The following is a 16,929-nucleotide window of genomic DNA, read 5'->3' as shown; positions in this document are numbered from 1 at the left end:
AAGATTTAATTTGATGTGTTAATGAGAATGTTAGGAATAGACTGATTTTTGAGCGTGCTGCATAGGAGGTTGAAATGCGAAAAACGTTTTTTTCGAAGATTTCATTTATGCTGATTGCCATTTTATTGATGTGGCTGAAAACGTATGCTGTTTACAAAACCAGTTTTCATATTAAAATCGACAATCTAACGCAGGAATTTATTCTGTTTATCAATCCATTAAGCTTTTTACTGCTCATTTTTGGCTTCAGCCTGTTTTTAAAAGGTAAAATCAGAAATCGTTACATTATTGCGATGAGCTGTCTTGTCACATTTGTATTGCTGGCGAATATGGTTTTTTACCGTTTTTACAATGATTTCTTAACGATCCCTGTTCTTTTTCAAACGAGCAATATGGGTGATCTCGGAAGCAGCATCGGAACACTTCTAGAGCCGACAGACCTCCTATTGGCGGTAGATATTGCGGTTTTAATATGGCTTCACTCCCGGCAAAAAGCTTTTCGATCGGACATTCCCTCCACGAAAAATGAACGTGCGGCATATTTTCTGTTTGTTGCTTCTGTTTATTTCTTCAATTTGGGCTTGTCTGAAGCGGAAAGACCTCAGCTATTGACACGTTCATTTGACAGGGAAATGCTTGTTAAAAACATCAGTTTGTTTAATTTTCATGTTTACGACGGTGTTCTTCAATCAAAGCAGTCGGCCCAAAGAGCCTTAGCTGACAGCAACAGCCTCACGGAAATTGAAAACTATGTAACCGCTAATGCGAAAGATGCCAACAAAAGCTTATTCGGCGCTGCAAAAGGAAGAAACGTCATTCTTGTATCCTTAGAATCAACGCAAAGCTTTGTGGTTAATGAAAAGGTGAATGGGCAAGAAATTACCCCTTTTCTGAATGACTTTATCAAACAGAGCTACAACTTTAGTAATGTTTACCACCAAACCGGCCAAGGGAAAACATCGGATTCTGAATTTATCGTGGATAATTCACTGTATCCGCTTGGACGAGGCGCCGTGTTTTTTACAAATGCAGGCAACGAATACAGGGCCGCGCCTGAGATTTTGAAAAACAGCGGTTACTATTCAGCTGTCCTTCACGCTAATAATAAAAGCTTTTGGAATCGGGATTTAATGTACGAATCGCTTGGATATGATTCGTTTTTAGATATCAACTCTTACGATGTGACTGACAAAAATTCAGTTGGCTGGGGACTGAAGGATAAAGAATTTTTTGAGCAGTCTTCAGAGCTGATGAAAAATCTGCCTCAGCCGTTTTATTCGAGGCTGATTACACTGACGAACCACTTCCCGTTTGATCTTAATGAAGAGGACAAATTGATTGATGAATATGATTCAAGCAGCAAGACGCTAAATAAATACTTCCCTACTGTACGTTATCAAGATGAGGCGCTGAAACGGTTTATCGAGAAGCTGAAAGAAGACGGGTTATACGACAACTCTATTATTGTACTATACGGTGACCATTACGGAATATCGGAAAACCACAATGAAGCGATGGGGCAATTTTTAGGGAAAGAGATTACACCATTTGAAGAAGTGCAGCTCCAAAAGGTGCCTCTTGTCATTCATATTCCCGGCATTACCGATAAAAAGCCGCAAACCATTGAAACAGTAGGCGGGCAGATTGATATCAGACCGACGCTGATGAATCTTTTGGGGATTGAAACGAAAGATCAAATTCAATTTGGCAACGATTTGCTTTCAGGGGAAAAACTGGACTTTGCCGTACTCCGAGACGGGAGCTTTATCACGGATCAGGTTGTATACACTGACGGTGTTTGTTATGACAAAGAGACCGGTAAGCCGCTAAAAGAGGCAGAACAGTGTGAAGCGTTCGCTGATAAAGCGAAACAGGAGCTATCACTTTCTGATGAAATCATCTATGGGGATTTGTTGCGATTTTACGATCAGAAAAGGCTGGACAATTCGTCAAAACGTAAAGAAAAACAAATGCTTGATCAGGCATCGTAATTACAATGTCTCCCCCATCAAAGTGGCGGGAGGCTTTCTTTTTTTACACACGCTGTCATATAGTAACAAAAAAGGGGGATGATGATGGCGTTTATTACGGTGAAACCTGAGATCAAGCACAATTTGGCCAGAGTGGCGAGAGAGCTGAAGATAGACGAGGAACTGCTGAAAAGTGCAAATCGTTCCGCACAGAAGCACCAATTGTACTGTCCTGGTTATATGATTCAAGAGAATCACGATAAGGAACTTCAAACCATTCAGGAGATCAAGAACTTTTTACAGCCTCGGCAGCTTGATCTTTCTGATAACTGGATCAAACAAGAAAAAATCTATGATGGTGCAGCGGTTGAAAAGGAAGTAAAGAAGATCATTCATGTGTTTCCTTTTGTTTCATGCAGGGAAATCGGCCGTTCTGTACTTGGCAGACCAATCTGGGAGCTGAAGGCTGGCGGGGAGCATGCGGAAAAAAAGGTTCATATGAACGCCTCATTTCATGCGAATGAATGGATCACCACATCTGTTCTGCTGAAATGGTTTAAGGAATACTGCATGTCATTATGCTGCAACTCGCCTTTCTTTGGCTTTTCTCCTATGAAGCTGTTCAGCAGCACTTCTTTGTCTCTCGTTCCTCTCGTCAATCCGGATGGGGTTGATTTAGTCTTGAATGGATCAGAAGGCATGGGAACCAGAAAAGAGGAGCTCGAACGGCTAAATGGCCATCGCCCGAATTTTAATGAATGGAAGGCAAACATAAACGGGGTTGATTTAAATAAACAATTTCCGTCATTATGGGAAATTGAGAGACACCGCAAGCCGACAGCACCCAGCTACCGCGATTACCCGGGAACCACTCCGCTTACGGAACCGGAATCCACCGCGATGTACCGTCTGGTAACGGAGAATCCGCCTGACAGACTGCTGGCACTTCATACTCAGGGAGAGGAAATTTATTGGGGTTACAAAGGCCTTGAGCCTGAAGAATCTGCTGCAGTCATAAAGGATTTTGAGAAGGTAAGCGGGAACATTTATAAAGGGATAAGAGATATAGACAGCTATGCGGGGTTTCGCGATTGGTTTATTCACCATTATTTTAAAGAAGGGTATACGGTGGAACTTGGAAAAGGTCAAAACCCTTTGCCGTTTCAACAGTTTTCACATATTTATCACGCGACAAGCGGCATTTTGTGGAGGTCGCTATGTTTTCATGAATAACTGAAAACTTTTTCTTTTTTCTGCCGCAGCAAATATGCGACAATAAAGATGATCGGAGGGGAAGGCTGATGAGATTAGTTTGTTTCATGCTGCTGTCGGCTTTGCTGTTTAGTTTAATGGCATGCGAACCATCTCATCAGCAGCAAAAACAGGCATCGGCGGCAAAAGATGAGGAAAAAGATATTATTCCGCTTTCCGCGGAAAAAGCGGATGGAGCAGAGGGCTGGCTTACGAACAGCACAATTTTATATACCGCGTCCGATCCGACGAAAACAGAGCTTTTTTCGTACAGCATCTTTACCGGCAAAGAGAAAAAGCTTTATCGGACGGATGGACAAATCGTTGATGTTCAAATAAATTCAAGGAAGCAGATGATTCTTCTCCAAATTACGCACAGCCATGAGACAGCAGTGGTATTGCTTAATGCAAAAGGTGAGACGCTTTATCAAAAAGAATATGAAACATATGAGCTCGAGACTGCTTGGAATCAGTATGATCCATATCAAATGATGATTACGGTATTCTCTGAAAACTGGGACTTTCATACATATCAGGTGAATGCCAAAAAAGACGATTCTACCTTAAGTCCGGTACAGGTTCCGTTTATTCATTGGACATCCAAAAGCACATTTGATTATGTAAGAGAGGGAAAAGACGATAAGTCAGGGTCTTTATACTCGTTTGATACGGCCTCGAAAACGGAACAGAAGCTCGGGGATGACGTTCTTTTCTATGATTCTTTTCATCAAATGAGTTTTACTGTCAAATCAGCTTCCGGACAAAAAGGGACGTATCAGTTTACTACGCCGCAATCAAAATCGCCAGTTACAGCAGAATTGCCGCTTCAAACGAAATATACAAGTTTGGCTCCGATGGAATATGATTATGATGAAACAAAAGGCCTGTTTTACACGTTTAAAAAAAGCGGCGACGCATATAAGCTCGCAGCTGTCAATGTGTCATCAGGAATGGCAAAAGATATGTTCTCTCTGCAGGAGATGGAGCCGATTCAAATTTCTCCGAATGGAAAATATGCGTTATACGGCTTTCATTTTGAGCAGATCATTTCATTAACATCACATAAAATGAAGCAACTCATTATTGATCAAAAGGAGATGGAATAACAATGGCTATCGCAGATGTAACCATTATCCCAATCGGAACGGAAACACCTAGTGTGAGTGCTTACGTGGCCGATGTGCAAAAGATTTTAGAAGGATATCAAGCAAAAGGGAAAATCAAATATCAGCTGACACCGATGAATACGCTGATCGAGGGAGAACTTAGTGACCTTTTCACAGTCATTCAGGAAATTCACGAAGCCCCATTTCAAAAAGGGCTCCACAGAGTGGCGACGAACATCCGAATTGATGACAGGCGTGACAAAAAAACAACGCTTGAAAGCAAAATAGAAAGTGTCAATAAACATTTAGAGCAATAAAAACAAACCTGTATCCGATTGGATACAGGTTTTAATGTGCGGTTGGATAGCCGCTGTTTATCACGGTCATCACGGTAAACCAGCCAAAGACAAATAAGGTGGCTCCGGCCAATAAAAATCCAAGTATGTTTTTATTTTTAACAGAACGCAAGACTCCCCATAAAGCGAAAAGAGCGACAAGGCCGAAAATCACGACTAGTAACATTACGCAGCCCCCTTTACATTGAAAAACCTGCAATTCTTTCCATTTTTATTCTACCTGTTTTTTATAGGTTTGTCGATAGCGTTTTCATTGCGATTGTTTGAATCTTTTTTCAAAAACCCTCATAATAGGAGCATAAAAAGAAAGAGGTGATGATAGTGAAATGGAGACGAATGCCAGTTGGGCCGATTCAAGCGAACGCATATTTTCTCATCAATGATAATCAATGCCTGATTTTTGATCCGGGCGGCGAAGGAAATAAAATCAATCAATACATAAAAGAAAAAGGGCTGACGCCTTTAGCCATTTTGCTTACACATGCCCATTTTGACCATATTGGGGGGCTTGATGAAGTGAGAGAAAAGTGGAATATTCCTGTATATCTGCATCAAAATGAGAAGAATTGGCTTACGGATGCCTCTTTAAACGGCTCCGGCATGCTGCGGGGAATAGAAGTCACAGCCAAACCTGCCGATCATTTCATTGAAGGGGACGGTGAGCTGAACATCGGGCCGTTTCATTTGGAAACATTATTTACACCGGGACACTCACCAGGCAGTGTTTCTTACTATGCGAAGGATGCTGACTTGGTGATCTCCGGAGATGTCCTGTTTCAAGGCGGGATAGGGCGTACGGATTTAATAGGAGGCGATCAAGAGACGCTGCTGACGTCCATTCATGAAAAACTGCTTACGCTGCCGGAGCACACGCTGGTGTTAAGCGGCCATGGCCCTGAAACAGACGTGCAGACTGAGCAGGATCAAAATCCGTTTTTAAATGGATTTTCATTGTAAAAAAGAGACAAACCGATAAGGTTTGTCTCTTTGGCATTTAATGGCCTCCTCCGCCGGGTACCATAATAAAAATTGAGTAATATGTAAAGCCGGCAAAGAAAATCGTTAAATAAGCGCCAAAAATATAGATATACATGCGTTCAGTTAAGTTCAAATACGATAGAAATACAAATAAGATCGTCTGTCCAAAAAATAATAGGGAAGCATCTTTCATATCACCTAAATAAAACATGACTGCAAAAATTCCCGTCCAAAATCCTAACACCCGGAACATGCGATTCATTTTTATCCCCTCCCGAGAGTCCCTCTGCTGTTATTATAATAGATCACACCTAGAAATGTAAACATTTTCATTATTGTTATACAAATGGAATTTGTTCCTATGATTGTGTTTTTATTATATGAATGGTTTTTAAAAAATAATTCGAAAAAAAGTTCTTTTAATGGTTTAAATAAAAAATGATCCGGGTAGTTATTCTACAAAGAGATGGTTAACTGAGGAGGAAAAAGAAATGGAACAAATCATTTTTTACTCATATCCAAGCTGCACGTCATGCCGAAAAACAAAACATTGGCTTAAAGCACATCAAGTCGAATTTAATGAACGGCACTTATTCAGAGAAACCCCGACCGTAGAAGAATTAAAGTACATTTTATCGTTAACGACAGAAGGTATTGATGAAATTTTAGCGACAAGAAGCCAGACCTTCAAAAATTTAAATCTAAACATCGAAGAGATGACCGTAAATGAGGTGCTGGAACTTTTAATCGAGAAGCCGAAGCTTTTGCGACGTCCGATTCTTATAGACAACAAAAAGCTGGTGATCGGGTATAATCCGGGAGAACTGTTGAAGTTATCGAAGAAGAAAACGGTTCATCAATCTGCATGATGAAAAACCGAAGATCCGCTGATTTATTTGAATCAGCTTATCTTCGGTTTTTCACCTGTTCAGCAACTGGGCTAGCTGGATTCGAACCAACGATCACGGAGTCAAAGTCCATTGCCTTACCGCTTGGCTATAGCCCATCGAATGTAAACATAGTATGTGTAGAGAGAGACGCATTATACATATGAAACATCATTTTCCAAAAAAACAGGAGGTAGCTCATTAAGATGATAGCTCTTGATCAGCATGTAACAGAGCACAAAGAAGATATTATCAAACAATGGCTGGAAACTTGCGCATCAAAAGGAAGTTGGCTGCATTCCGCTAAGGATCAAAAAAAGTTAGAACAAAAGTTAAAAGACCAGCATGCATCATTAGTGACCATCGTGGCGAAATCCCTTAGAAAAGAAGACGTAAAGGATGAGCTCAATCGATGGTCTCTTCAATGCGCCAGAGACCGAGTTGTTCATGAAGTGAGTGTAACAGAAAGTGTCGGCCAGTTTAACGCCTTCAGGCACATCATGTTTGAATGGATCCAGACGTTCAGCGAAGCCTTTTCTCAAGAAATCGGTATTCAGGATATTTATGAGTGGGGCCGGATCTTGAATCAAACCATTGATGAGATCATCGAAGTGTTTACTGGAGAATATTCACAAGTGACAATGATACAATTAAACGCGCAAAAAGAAATGATTAATGAATTGAGTGCGCCAATAATGCCGATATCTGCCGGGATAGGGATTCTTCCGCTTGTCGGTGAAATTGATACGTACAGGGCAAAGACGATTTTGGAGTCGGTGCTGCAGCAATGCTCCGCGTTAAAACTTTCCTATTTATTTTTAGATATTTCGGGCGTTCCCATCGTTGACACAATGGTGGCTTATCAAATTTTTAAAGTGATTGACAGCACCAAACTGCTCGGAATTGAGACGATTATTTCAGGAATCAGGCCGGAGATTGCCCAGACTGTGGTAAAGCTTGGTCTTGATTTTTCGAATGTGAAAACCGAGCAAAGTCTTGCTAAAGCCCTGGCGAATAAAGGATTTAAAATAGAAGAGTCATGATATCCTGAACCATCATGATCATGTTCATTCTGGAAAAAGCTGAACAGCCTCCCTTGCGCTATTCAGCTTTTTTAACTTCTATAAATAAAATGTGATGGTTGTCGATGTCTTTCACCTTAAAAGTGTAGCCATCATATTCAATCACACTTTCAGCCTTGGCGTCTATATTTCGGGTCAGAAACCAGCCGCCCAACGTGTCCACTTCTGCTTCTGATAAATCTGTTCCAAGCAGGTTGTTTACATCGCTGATTAATAATTTTGCATTTAATAAATAGTGATTCTTTCCGAGCTCGCGGATATGAGGCACCTCATCCGCGTCAAATTCATCGCGAATTTCTCCTACAATTTCTTCGATTATGTCCTCGACAGTGACCAAACCGGAAGTCCCTCCGTACTCATCAATAAGAATCGCCATATGGGTGCGTTCCTTTTGCATTTTCAGCAGTAATTGATAAATCGGAATTGTCTCAATAACATGAATAACGGGCTGAATGAAAGGTTCAATTTGCTGCTTGTTGAGTGAAAAATTTGTCGTCAGCATTGTAAACAGCACTTCTTTCATATTGATGACGCCAATGACGTTATCTTTATCCTCTCTTACCACGGGGTACCGTGTATATTTCGTTTCTTTTACTGTTTGTTGCAGACTTGGGATTGCGTCTTCATCAAGTGACAAACTAACCATTTCATTTCGCGGAACCATGATTTCCTTTGCCATTCGTTTATCAAAGGTGAAGATGTTATCCACGTATTTTAATTCACTTTTTCTGATTTCGCCGCTTTTATAGCTTTCAGCCAAAAGAACCCGCAGTTCTTCCTCTGTATACGCCAGTTCATGCTCTGATGCCGGCTTCAGCCCAAACAACCCTGTAATCAACCTGGCAGAGTGGTTCAGCAGCCAAATGAATGGAAACATGATTTTATAAAACCAAATCAGCGGTTTGGCGAGCATTAAGGTAATGCTTTCTGCTTTTTGAATGGCGAAACTCTTTGGCGCCAGCTCCCCGATGACGACATTTAAATACGTCACCGCTAAAAAGGCAATGACAAGGGAAAGAAGGTGGGTGAGCGATTCATTTAACCCCGCTTTATGAAAAAGGGGACGAAGCAGGGTTTGCACGGTCGGTTCCCCTAGCCAACCCAGTCCTAAAGCTGCCACTGTAATGCCCAGCTGGCAGGCAGATAAATATTCATCAAGGTGAGTGATGACGTGCTTTGCTGCTTTAGAACCTTTTTTTCCCTTTGCGACAAGCTGGTCAATTCTGGATCGCCGCACTTTTACAATTGAAAATTCTGCGGCGACAAAAAATCCTGTTAACAAAATGAGAATAGCGACTGCCAGTAAACTGATTAATTCCAAAATAACTGCCTTCTCCAAGGAAGGCATGCACCTCCCTTTTTCCGATGTCTTTCTAGATCCATACCACCGGAAAATGCACATAAAACATGTGTGGAAGCGGCTGACTGGTTTAGTGATGCCTTTCCTGGGCAATTAAGAAATAAAAGAATAAAGTTTGGAGGAGCTTGTCATGAAGGCGCATACGGGAAAGGATTGGTTTTGGTACCAAATGGGGCCTCAGGAAAGAGATAAGGCAAGAGATTTGATCCATTTTTCTCACTGGCCTCAATGTGAAAAGTGGTTTGAAAATAATTACCATATCAACTTTTTGCGCGTAGACACAAATGAAACGGAAAATGAAGCGGTATTTGGCTCAATTGTATATGATCAGGGAGTGGATGAGGAAAACGACCATACTGTTTTTCACTTTTATATTACCAGGCAATATTTTTTTACAATAAACTTTGATTTTTCGATTTTGAAGGGGATTAAGGGAAAACAAGTGGTCCAGCAAATGGAAAGAGCGGACAATGCCATAGAGGGATTTTTAATCCTTCTCGGTGAATTAATGAATGCCTATCTAATCGGTGTAGATGAATTTGAAGTAAAGCTGAGAAAGCTTAGATGGCAAATCAAAGACGACAATAGCAAAAGCATTTTAAACCGCGTTCATCTTCTGCACCATGAGCTGATGACCTGGAAAAACTTAATTCTAAGCGCCAAGAAAATCGAAATGGCGTTGAAGGAAACCTTTTTGCCGCATAATAAAGGAGAAAAGGATTATCATCGGGTACACCTCAAAATTGACAGGGGGGTTACATATATTAGGGAATTTGAAAAGGAGCTTAATAGTTTGCTGCATTCAGAGGAAGTCATTACCTCTCACAGAGGAAATGAAATTGTAAAAGCGCTGACCATTTTTACGACGCTTTTTACGCCGGTTACAGGACTGGGGGCTCTCTGGGGAATGAACTTTTCGGTGATGCCAGAGCTGAATTGGAAGTACGGATATCTTATTTCACTCCTATTGATTATCACGTCTACGGTCTTGATCTATCTGTATTTGATGAAAAAAGGCTGGACGGGAGATATGCTGCAGGAGGGGAAGAAGAAAAAAAAATCTCGAAAAAGGCGGACATTGTAGGAGATGTTTCATTTTTTGTGCAGCGGATAAACAATAAATAGAACACGGTAAAGGAGGAATGGAAATGAAAATAAGAGACATCATGACAAAAAATGTGGAATGCTGTGAACCAACCGCTTCAATCACGGAACTAGCGAAACAGATGAGAGACTCCAATGTCGGTTCTATTCCAATCTGTGAAAATGGCACACTTAAGGGGATTGTTTCTGATCGTGATATTGTGACGAGATGCTTAGCTGAAAATCAGGTGGATGCAAAAGCGAGTGACATCATGAGCGCTGACACCGTATCCGGCCATCCAGATATGTCTGCTGAAGAAGCGAGTCAGCTTATGGCAGAGCACCAAATCCGCCGTTTACCGATTCTTGAAAACGAACGAATTACCGGTATTGTGGCATTAGGCGATCTTTCCGTTGAGAAGGGTACTGATCAAAATGCCGGAGAAGCATTAAGTGAAATTTCTAAACCAGCATAATGAAAGATGAAGTGAAGCAGACATGGTGATCATGTCTGCTTTTTTATTGAGAAAATAATGAAATCACTGCGGTATATTCAGCTGAAACAACCTTTTTTGCCAGCAGGAATTGATTTTTCTACATATAACATCCCGGGAAAATCACTTTTTCTCCATTTGATTACCAGTCCTTATTTTTCTACAATACGCATGGAAAGGAGAGGGAATCAAATTGGATTCAATAGAAATGACAAGCAGAACCTTAATTGAAGAGGCGTATTCAACAAAGGCTTCTGACATTCACATTGTGCCGAGGGAGCGAGACGCCGTCATTCATTTCCGGGTAGATGATGCCTTGTTGAAAAAAAGGAACATGAAAAAAGAAGAATGTGTAAGACTGATTTCGCATTTTAAATTTCTCTCAGCGATGGACATAGGGGAAAGACGAAAACCGCAAAATGGTTCGCTGACGTTAAAGCTAGAGGAGGGACATGTTCATTTAAGAATGTCGACACTCCCCACAATTAATGAAGAAAGCCTCGTGATTAGAGTGATGCCTCAATACAATATCCCTTCGATCGATAAACTGTCATTATTTCCGAAGACGGGAGCCACCTTACTCTCATTTTTAAAACATTCACACGGCATGCTCATTTTTACAGGGCCGACTGGCTCAGGGAAGACGACAACATTATACTCTCTCGTTCAATATGCAAAAAAACATTTTAATCGAAATATCGTCACACTGGAAGACCCTGTTGAAACAAGGGATGAGGATGTTTTGCAGGTGCAGGTGAATGAAAAAGCGGGTGTGACATATTCGGCAGGTCTGAAGGCTATTTTGCGCCATGATCCGGATATGATTATTTTAGGTGAGATCAGAGACGCGGAAACAGCTGAAATCGCAGTACGGGCAGCGATGACGGGGCATTTGGTGCTGACGAGCCTTCATACGAGAGATGCGAAGGGCGCGATTTACAGGCTGCTTGAATTCGGCATTAATATGAATGAAATCGAACAGACTGTCATTGCGGTAGCGGCTCAGCGTTTGGTTGATTTAACTTGCCCGTTTTGTGAAAACGGATGTTCATCGTTGTATTGCCGCCAGTCACGAAACACCAGAAGAGCAAGCGTTTATGAACTGCTTTACGGTAAAAACCTTCAGCAATGCATTCAGGAGGCAAAAGGAAATCATGCAAATTATCAATATCAAACACTGCGTCAAATTATTAGAAAAGGAATTGCACTCGGCTACTTGACCACAAATAACTATGACCGGTGGGTTTATCATGAAACAGATTAGAAAAACTTGGCCGTTAAAGGATCAAGCCTTGTTATTGAAGCGGCTTGGTGAAATGATGGCAAGCGGATATACGCTTATGGATGGATTACGCCTGATGGAACTTCAGTTGAATAAAAGGCAGGCGGCCGCCTTGGCTGACGCGGTCACTCGTTTGAGGGAAGGGGCTCCGTTTTATCAAGTATTAAAGAGTTTGTCATTTCATAAGGAAGCTATAGGCATTTGTTATTTTGCTGTAACACATGGTGAATTGCCTTCTGCCATGATCCAGAGCGGAGAGCTTCTGGAACGAAAACTGGCACAGGCAGACGAGCTGAAGAGGGTGCTGCGCTATCCGCTTTTCCTCATCTTTACAGTCGCTGTCATGTTTTATATGTTACAGTCCATCATCATTCCTCAGTTTTCCGGCATTTATCAATCGATGAATATGAAAACCTCACGTTTTACTGATATGCTTTTCGCTTTTTTTCAGCATATTGATCTGATGGTCATTCTGATGGCTTTTTTTGCAGCAAGTATCGGGCTTTATTATTGGGTTGTGTTTAAGAAAAAACCGCCTGCCCGGCAAATGCTTATTTGTGTCAGGATCCCTTTCGTTGGAAATCTAGTCAAACTGTTTAACAGCTACTTTTTTTCTTTGCAGCTAAGCAGCCTTTTACAATCAGGCCTCTCCATTTATGACAGCCTAAATGCATTTAAACAACAAACGTTTCTCCCTTTTTACCGATGCGAGGCTGAGCAAGTGATTGAACGGTTAAAAGCTGGTGAATCAATTGAAGCCGCTATTTGTGACAGCCCTTTTTATGAAAAGGATTTTTCAAAAGTCATATCTCACGGCCAGCTGAGCGGCCGCCTGGATCGGGAGCTTTTCACATACAGCCAGTTCATATTGCAGCGGCTGGAACACAAGGCGCAAAAATGGACAGGCATCCTTCAGCCTGTGATTTATGGGTTTGTTGCTGCGATGATCTTATTTGTGTATTTGTCTATGCTCTTGCCTATGTATCAGATGATGAATCAAATATGAAAGGAAGAGGCCGATGAATGAGAAAGGATTTACACTTGTTGAAATGCTAATTGTGCTCTTTATTATTTCAATCTTGCTTTTAATTACGATACCGAACGTCACGAAACATAATCAAACCATTCAGAAAAAAGGGTGCGAGGGCCTGCAAAATATGATTAAGGCGCAAATGACTGCATTTGAACTCGATCATGAAGGGCAGACACCGAGCCTTGCTGATTTACAGTCAGAGGGCTATGTGAAAAAGGATGCAGTTTGTCCAAATGGGAAGCACATTATCATCACTGGCGGAGAAGTTAAGGTTGAACATTAAATTAAAGGAGGAGGGATTTACTCTTTTAGAAAGTTTGCTTGTGTTAAGTCTCGCCTCTATCCTCTTAATTGCGGTGTTTACCGCACTTCCTCCTGTTTATGGGAATACAGCCGTTCGTCAGGCGGCATGGCAGCTGAAAAACGATATTTTGCTTGCGCAGCAGACTGCAATGTCCAGTCATCAAAGAACAAAAATTCTCTTTCACAGAAAAGAGTATCAGTTAGTCACGGATGAAACGGTGATTGAAAGATCCTATCCGACAGGACTTTCTATAGAGCTGCTGACACTCAAAGACCGTTTGGAATTTAATGAGAAAGGGCATCCGAATACAGGCGGGAAATTACGCGTAAAAGGACATGCCGCTTATGATATCACAGTTTATTTAGGGAGCGGAAGAGTTAATGTGGAGAGAAAATAAAGGTTTTTCTACAATAGAAACAATGTCTGCGCTAAGCCTGTGGCTGTTTTTATTGCTGACAGTCGTGCCCTTGTGGAGCAAACTGATAGCTGATGAAGATATGGCGAAATCACGAGAGATCGGGTATCAGATCATGAATGAAAACATAAGCGAATATATGATGACTGGTGAAGGAACTGCTTCAAAAACAGTTGCGAAACACAATAATATCTATGCGCTGAAGTGGGAGGAGGAGGGGGATTATCAAACCGTATGCATCTCAGCAGCAGCTTATAAGAAAAAACCATTTTGCCTCAGCATTATGCGAACAGACTGGCTTTACGCTTCTTAACGTACTATTTTCGCTTTCCGTCTTTTTGCTCATATCAGGATCGTTAGCTATGATCTTCCATCTGTTTTTGTTGCGCCAGCAGGAACATGAGGGTTTCACAGAGCAAGAATGGATGGTTTCGATGGAGCAATTGATGAACGAGTGCAAGCAGTCACGCGAAGTCAAGACAGCTGAGAGTGGGAGCGTGTTGATCTGTACTACTTCTTCTGGGCAAGATATCCGTTTTGAAGCCTATCACTCCATGATACGAAAAAGGGTGGATGGCAAAGGGCATGTTCCGATTCTAGATCATATCACAGCGATGAAAGCTGAAATTGAAAACGGGATTGTTTTGATGAAAGTTGAAAGTGAGAATCAAGAAGTGTATCAAACTGCATTTCCCGTTTACCCGTATTTAGGAGGAGGGTGAATGTATCGCACGAGAGGTTTTATATATCCCGCTGTTCTTTTTATATCCGCACTTGTGCTGCTGGTCGTGAACTTTACTGCTGCTCAGTATATTTCGCGCTGCATGTTTGAAAAGGAAACAAAAGAGTTATATATAGGAGAAAATTTACTTCAGAATGGCGCGCTTTTGTCCATACGGCATATCCTTGAGCAACGGAAAGGCCAAAAGGGTTCACAGCAGTTTACAAATGGGCAGGTGTCTTATGACATTCATGAGACATCGATAAAAGAGCAAAAAGAAATTAATTTAAAAGCCATGACAGAGTCAGGAACCGAAAGAACTGCACAACTAGTGTTTGATCAAAAACAGAAACAACTGCTGAGCTGGACGGAATGAAGCGAAGAAAGGAGGTATAAAAAAAGTCCTGTGAGCCAACACTCATAATAATTGAATGATGAGGTGATCACGTGAAAACGAATGATTATGTCAAATACATGACTCAACAACTTGTCAAATATATAGATACCCCAAAAGATGAGCGAAAAGAACGAAAAGAGGTACGGAAAGAAACAAAAATACCTGCTTCACAGCAGTGGTTCGGTATTTTCCCCTATGGTTTCAAGTTATGGCTGAAGAGAAAAAAATAATTGCATAGATATAGTGAATAAGGTCCTTCTTAAATGGAGGACCTTATTGATATTCTTCTAATATGGCAATTTTATGAACCTTTTGGCTATACGGATTGAATGAAATTGTGACAAATACGCCAAATTCCTTTGATCCTTCCTTTAGGGTCAAATGGTATTGCTTCACTGCCTCATCTTTTCTTTTGCGGTCCCATACTTTTTGTTTGAACAGTACCTGTGCGAGCGGGTACCTTTTTTTTGCTTCTTTCACTGCAAGCTCTTCCCATTTAGATATGTGGCGGGCGGCCATAAGCGGCATTTCTTCTGCGTGAGCGGCAGAGGTGCCGAAAACGAGAAGAGAAAGACAAATCACACACGGTTTGATCATGATGCTGTCACCCTTTCCTTGTTTATGTTTACCAAATCATAATTGGATATGCATCTGCTTTCTTACAAAGCAATCCCAAAAATTTCAAAAATATAAAAAGATGAGCAATACTGAGTAAGACTTTGTAAGATGGCGAAAACATTCTTTTAAACGAACAAAATGGTCGATTTTGATGTTTTTCAAACCATTAAACGTTGAATATACTCTATGTATAGTTCTTTAAAAAGAACGAATGTCATATTACGTTACAGTGTTCTACAGGAGGTAAGAGATGTTTCGATTGTTCCGCAATCAGCTAAAAGCGATGACGAAACTGAAAGTGCTGCTTTTTTTTCAGCTTTCAGTCATTTTCAGTCTGACTGCCGCGATTTGCTTACAAATTTCCGGTGACACAAGCGCTGCTTTTCATGATACAGAAACATTGAGTATGTCACTTCAAACGTGTAAAGACTTTCAGCATACAGATAAAAACTGCCATTACGATAAACGCTGGGACCAAAGTGATTTGCACTTGTCAGATCAAACGAATACGAAAGGCACTGTATGCTCACCTGTTACTCTATTTGCTAAGTTCGAAAATACAGGTGAGAAACTGAAGAAATCAAAATGGAAGTGGGAGCTTCATAAGCTGGAAAACGCCCGAAAGCCATTAAAGGATGGGAACGTGATCGAAAAAGGGTTTATTTCCGAGCAAATTGGCGATTCACTATATAAAATCGAAACGAAGAAAAAAATGAAACCCGGTATTTATGCATTTAAAGTATTTAAACCGGCCGGATACCCTGCAGACGGCAGTACTTTTGAGTGGTCGGAGCCAATGACGCTTGCAAGGTGCGATGAAAAACCGACAGTCCCGAAAAAAGAAACGAAGGCTGCCGTCAAAAAGGCGAAGGAAACATCACAAAAGGATATGCAAGAAAAAACAAATGAAGAGGACGGATCTCAAGAAGCGGTAACGAAAGAAAAAGATACTCAATCAGTTGAGAAGGAAAGCGGGGATGAGGATGAAAAAAGCAATGAAGATGATCAGTAATATTCTCTACGTGATCATCTTTACTCTCATTATTGTACTTACGCTTGTCGTGATATCAACTCGTTCATCCGGGGGAGAACCGGCAGTGTTTGGATACACGCTCAAATCAGTTCTCTCGGGTTCAATGGAGCCCGAGTTCAACACAGGTTCTTTAATATTGGTCAAAGAAATCACCGATGTGAAAGAGCTTCAAAAGGGTGACGTCATTACATTTATGCAGGATGAACATACGGCGGTCACCCACAGGATTGTTGATGTGACAAAGCAAGGAGACCATTTGTTATTTAAAACAAAAGGGGACAATAACGCCGCAGCTGATTCAGCGCTTGTATCGGACGAAAATGTCCGAGCGCAATATACGGGTTTTCAGCTCCCATATGCCGGCTATATGCTTCATTTTGCCAGCCAGCCAATCGGAACAGCTGTTTTACTGATTGTTCCCGGCGTGATGCTGCTGGTGTACGCTTTTGTGACGATCACTAGCGCCTTTAGAGAAATTGAAAGAAAGACAAAAGCTTTGGAAACAGATAGAAAGGACAGCACGATGTCCACTTAACTTCAGTTGTAAACCTGGAAACAG

At 41.3% G+C, this 16,929-nt stretch carries 23 protein-coding genes and 1 tRNA gene; 19 read left to right on the top strand and 5 right to left on the bottom strand.

The annotated features are described in order from the left end of the window. Positions 1-74: 74 nt before the first annotated feature. The 4 genes from SC79_RS07250 to SC79_RS07235 all read left to right on the top strand — a co-directional run bounded on the left by SC79_RS07250 (position 75) and on the right by SC79_RS07235 (position 4,644). On the top strand, positions 75-1,991 hold the full coding sequence (locus SC79_RS07250; RefSeq protein ID WP_039074482.1) for an LTA synthase family protein: 1,917 nt from the start codon (positions 75-77) through the stop codon (positions 1,989-1,991). An 81-nt stretch (positions 1,992-2,072) separates the two neighbouring features. After that, the gene (locus SC79_RS07245; protein ID WP_082022594.1) at positions 2,073-3,203 is read left to right on the top strand and encodes a M14 family metallopeptidase; all 1,131 of its coding nucleotides are present in this window, start codon (positions 2,073-2,075) and stop codon (positions 3,201-3,203) included. A gap of 68 nt (positions 3,204-3,271) precedes the next feature. Next, the gene (locus SC79_RS07240) at positions 3,272-4,327 is read left to right on the top strand and encodes a hypothetical protein (protein ID WP_039074480.1); all 1,056 of its coding nucleotides are present in this window, start codon (positions 3,272-3,274) and stop codon (positions 4,325-4,327) included. A gap of 2 nt (positions 4,328-4,329) precedes the next feature. Further along, positions 4,330-4,644: an MTH1187 family thiamine-binding protein gene (locus SC79_RS07235; RefSeq protein WP_039074479.1), complete on the top strand. Its 315-nt coding sequence runs from the start codon at positions 4,330-4,332 to the stop codon at positions 4,642-4,644. A gap of 31 nt (positions 4,645-4,675) precedes the next feature. Here SC79_RS07235 and SC79_RS07230 read toward each other — a convergent pair whose 3' ends face one another. Continuing rightward, positions 4,676-4,849, bottom strand: coding sequence for a DUF2759 domain-containing protein (locus tag SC79_RS07230; RefSeq protein ID WP_003236980.1), 174 nt, complete (start codon positions 4,847-4,849; stop codon positions 4,676-4,678). Positions 4,850-5,004: 155 nt separating this feature from the next. Here SC79_RS07230 and SC79_RS07225 point away from each other — a divergent pair, with 155 nt between their 5' ends. Continuing rightward, positions 5,005-5,640: an MBL fold metallo-hydrolase gene (locus SC79_RS07225; protein ID WP_039074478.1), complete on the top strand. Its 636-nt coding sequence runs from the start codon at positions 5,005-5,007 to the stop codon at positions 5,638-5,640. A 37-nt stretch (positions 5,641-5,677) separates the two neighbouring features. Here SC79_RS07225 and SC79_RS07220 read toward each other — a convergent pair whose 3' ends face one another. Beyond that, positions 5,678-5,923: a DUF2626 domain-containing protein gene (locus SC79_RS07220; RefSeq protein ID WP_003226300.1), complete on the bottom strand. Its 246-nt coding sequence runs from the start codon at positions 5,921-5,923 to the stop codon at positions 5,678-5,680. A gap of 229 nt (positions 5,924-6,152) precedes the next feature. Here SC79_RS07220 and mgsR point away from each other — a divergent pair, with 229 nt between their 5' ends. Continuing rightward, positions 6,153-6,530 (top strand): transcriptional regulator MgsR, encoded by a 378-nt coding sequence (mgsR, locus tag SC79_RS07215; protein ID WP_039074477.1) that lies wholly within the window; start codon positions 6,153-6,155, stop codon positions 6,528-6,530. A 66-nt stretch (positions 6,531-6,596) separates the two neighbouring features. Here mgsR and SC79_RS07210 read toward each other — a convergent pair. Then, positions 6,597-6,667: transfer RNA gene (locus SC79_RS07210), tRNA-Gln, on the bottom strand. An 87-nt stretch (positions 6,668-6,754) separates the two neighbouring features. On the opposite strand from SC79_RS07210, the gene SC79_RS07205 reads away from it, so the two are divergent. Beyond that, the gene (locus SC79_RS07205) at positions 6,755-7,591 is read left to right on the top strand and encodes an STAS domain-containing protein (RefSeq protein WP_039074476.1); all 837 of its coding nucleotides are present in this window, start codon (positions 6,755-6,757) and stop codon (positions 7,589-7,591) included. Between the two features lie 58 nt (positions 7,592-7,649). Here the strand turns inward: SC79_RS07205 and SC79_RS07200 are convergent, their stop codons facing one another. Beyond that, complete coding sequence (locus SC79_RS07200; RefSeq protein WP_039074475.1) at positions 7,650-8,978, bottom strand: hemolysin family protein; 1,329 nt, start codon at positions 8,976-8,978, stop codon at positions 7,650-7,652. 142 nt (positions 8,979-9,120) lie between these two features. Here SC79_RS07200 and SC79_RS07195 point away from each other — a divergent pair, with 142 nt between their 5' ends. The 10 genes from SC79_RS07195 (at position 9,121) to SC79_RS07150 (ending at position 14,949) form a co-directional block, all read left to right on the top strand. Further along, positions 9,121-10,074 (top strand): magnesium transporter CorA family protein, encoded by a 954-nt coding sequence (locus SC79_RS07195; RefSeq protein ID WP_039074474.1) that lies wholly within the window; start codon positions 9,121-9,123, stop codon positions 10,072-10,074. 64 nt (positions 10,075-10,138) lie between these two features. Next, a complete protein-coding gene (locus SC79_RS07190) occupies positions 10,139-10,549 on the top strand; it encodes a CBS domain-containing protein (protein ID WP_039074473.1) in 411 nt (136 codons plus the stop codon). 211 nt (positions 10,550-10,760) lie between these two features. Next, positions 10,761-11,831: a competence protein ComGA gene (gene comGA, locus SC79_RS07185; protein WP_039074472.1), complete on the top strand. Its 1,071-nt coding sequence runs from the start codon at positions 10,761-10,763 to the stop codon at positions 11,829-11,831. Further along, positions 11,818-12,855, top strand: a complete 1,038-nt coding sequence (gene comGB, locus SC79_RS07180; protein ID WP_039074471.1) for a competence type IV pilus assembly protein ComGB — start codon at positions 11,818-11,820, stop codon at positions 12,853-12,855. The genes comGA and comGB overlap by 14 nt, the downstream gene beginning before the upstream one ends. Positions 12,856-12,868: 13 nt before the next feature. Further along, a complete protein-coding gene (comGC, locus tag SC79_RS07175; protein ID WP_014114400.1) occupies positions 12,869-13,165 on the top strand; it encodes a comG operon protein ComGC in 297 nt (98 codons plus the stop codon). Continuing rightward, entirely contained in the window at positions 13,155-13,583 is a 429-nt protein-coding gene (gene comGD, locus SC79_RS07170; RefSeq protein WP_039074470.1) for a competence type IV pilus minor pilin ComGD, read from the top strand. The genes comGC and comGD overlap by 11 nt, the downstream gene beginning before the upstream one ends. After that, complete coding sequence (gene comGE / locus SC79_RS07165; protein ID WP_039074469.1) at positions 13,567-13,914, top strand: competence type IV pilus minor pilin ComGE; 348 nt, start codon at positions 13,567-13,569, stop codon at positions 13,912-13,914. Before comGD ends, comGE begins: the two co-directional genes overlap by 17 nt. 25 nt (positions 13,915-13,939) lie before the next feature. Continuing rightward, complete coding sequence (gene comGF, locus SC79_RS07160; RefSeq protein ID WP_039074468.1) at positions 13,940-14,323, top strand: competence type IV pilus minor pilin ComGF; 384 nt, start codon at positions 13,940-13,942, stop codon at positions 14,321-14,323. After that, positions 14,324-14,698 (top strand): competence type IV pilus minor pilin ComGG, encoded by a 375-nt coding sequence (gene comGG, locus SC79_RS07155; RefSeq protein ID WP_039074467.1) that lies wholly within the window; start codon positions 14,324-14,326, stop codon positions 14,696-14,698. It abuts the gene before it with no gap. A gap of 71 nt (positions 14,699-14,769) precedes the next feature. Beyond that, the gene (locus tag SC79_RS07150; protein WP_039074466.1) at positions 14,770-14,949 is read left to right on the top strand and encodes a YqzE family protein; all 180 of its coding nucleotides are present in this window, start codon (positions 14,770-14,772) and stop codon (positions 14,947-14,949) included. Positions 14,950-14,992: 43 nt separating this feature from the next. Here the strand turns inward: SC79_RS07150 and SC79_RS07145 are convergent, their stop codons facing one another. After that, on the bottom strand, positions 14,993-15,319 hold the full coding sequence (locus tag SC79_RS07145) for a YqzG/YhdC family protein (protein ID WP_026014435.1): 327 nt from the start codon (positions 15,317-15,319) through the stop codon (positions 14,993-14,995). 268 nt (positions 15,320-15,587) lie between these two features. Here SC79_RS07145 and tapA point away from each other — a divergent pair, with 268 nt between their 5' ends. Both tapA and sipW read left to right on the top strand, forming a co-directional pair. Next, entirely contained in the window at positions 15,588-16,349 is a 762-nt protein-coding gene (gene tapA / locus SC79_RS07140; protein ID WP_039074465.1) for an amyloid fiber anchoring/assembly protein TapA, read from the top strand. Then, a complete protein-coding gene (sipW, locus tag SC79_RS07135) occupies positions 16,333-16,905 on the top strand; it encodes a signal peptidase I SipW (RefSeq protein ID WP_082022606.1) in 573 nt (190 codons plus the stop codon). Before tapA ends, sipW begins: the two co-directional genes overlap by 17 nt. Positions 16,906-16,929 lie beyond the last annotated feature (24 nt).

It is taken from the genome of Bacillus sp. MSP13 (assembly GCF_000815295.1).
GTDB classification, from domain to species: domain Bacteria; phylum Bacillota; class Bacilli; order Bacillales; family Bacillaceae; genus Bacillus; species Bacillus vallismortis.
This window is presented reverse-complemented; position numbering and strand designations above follow the sequence as displayed.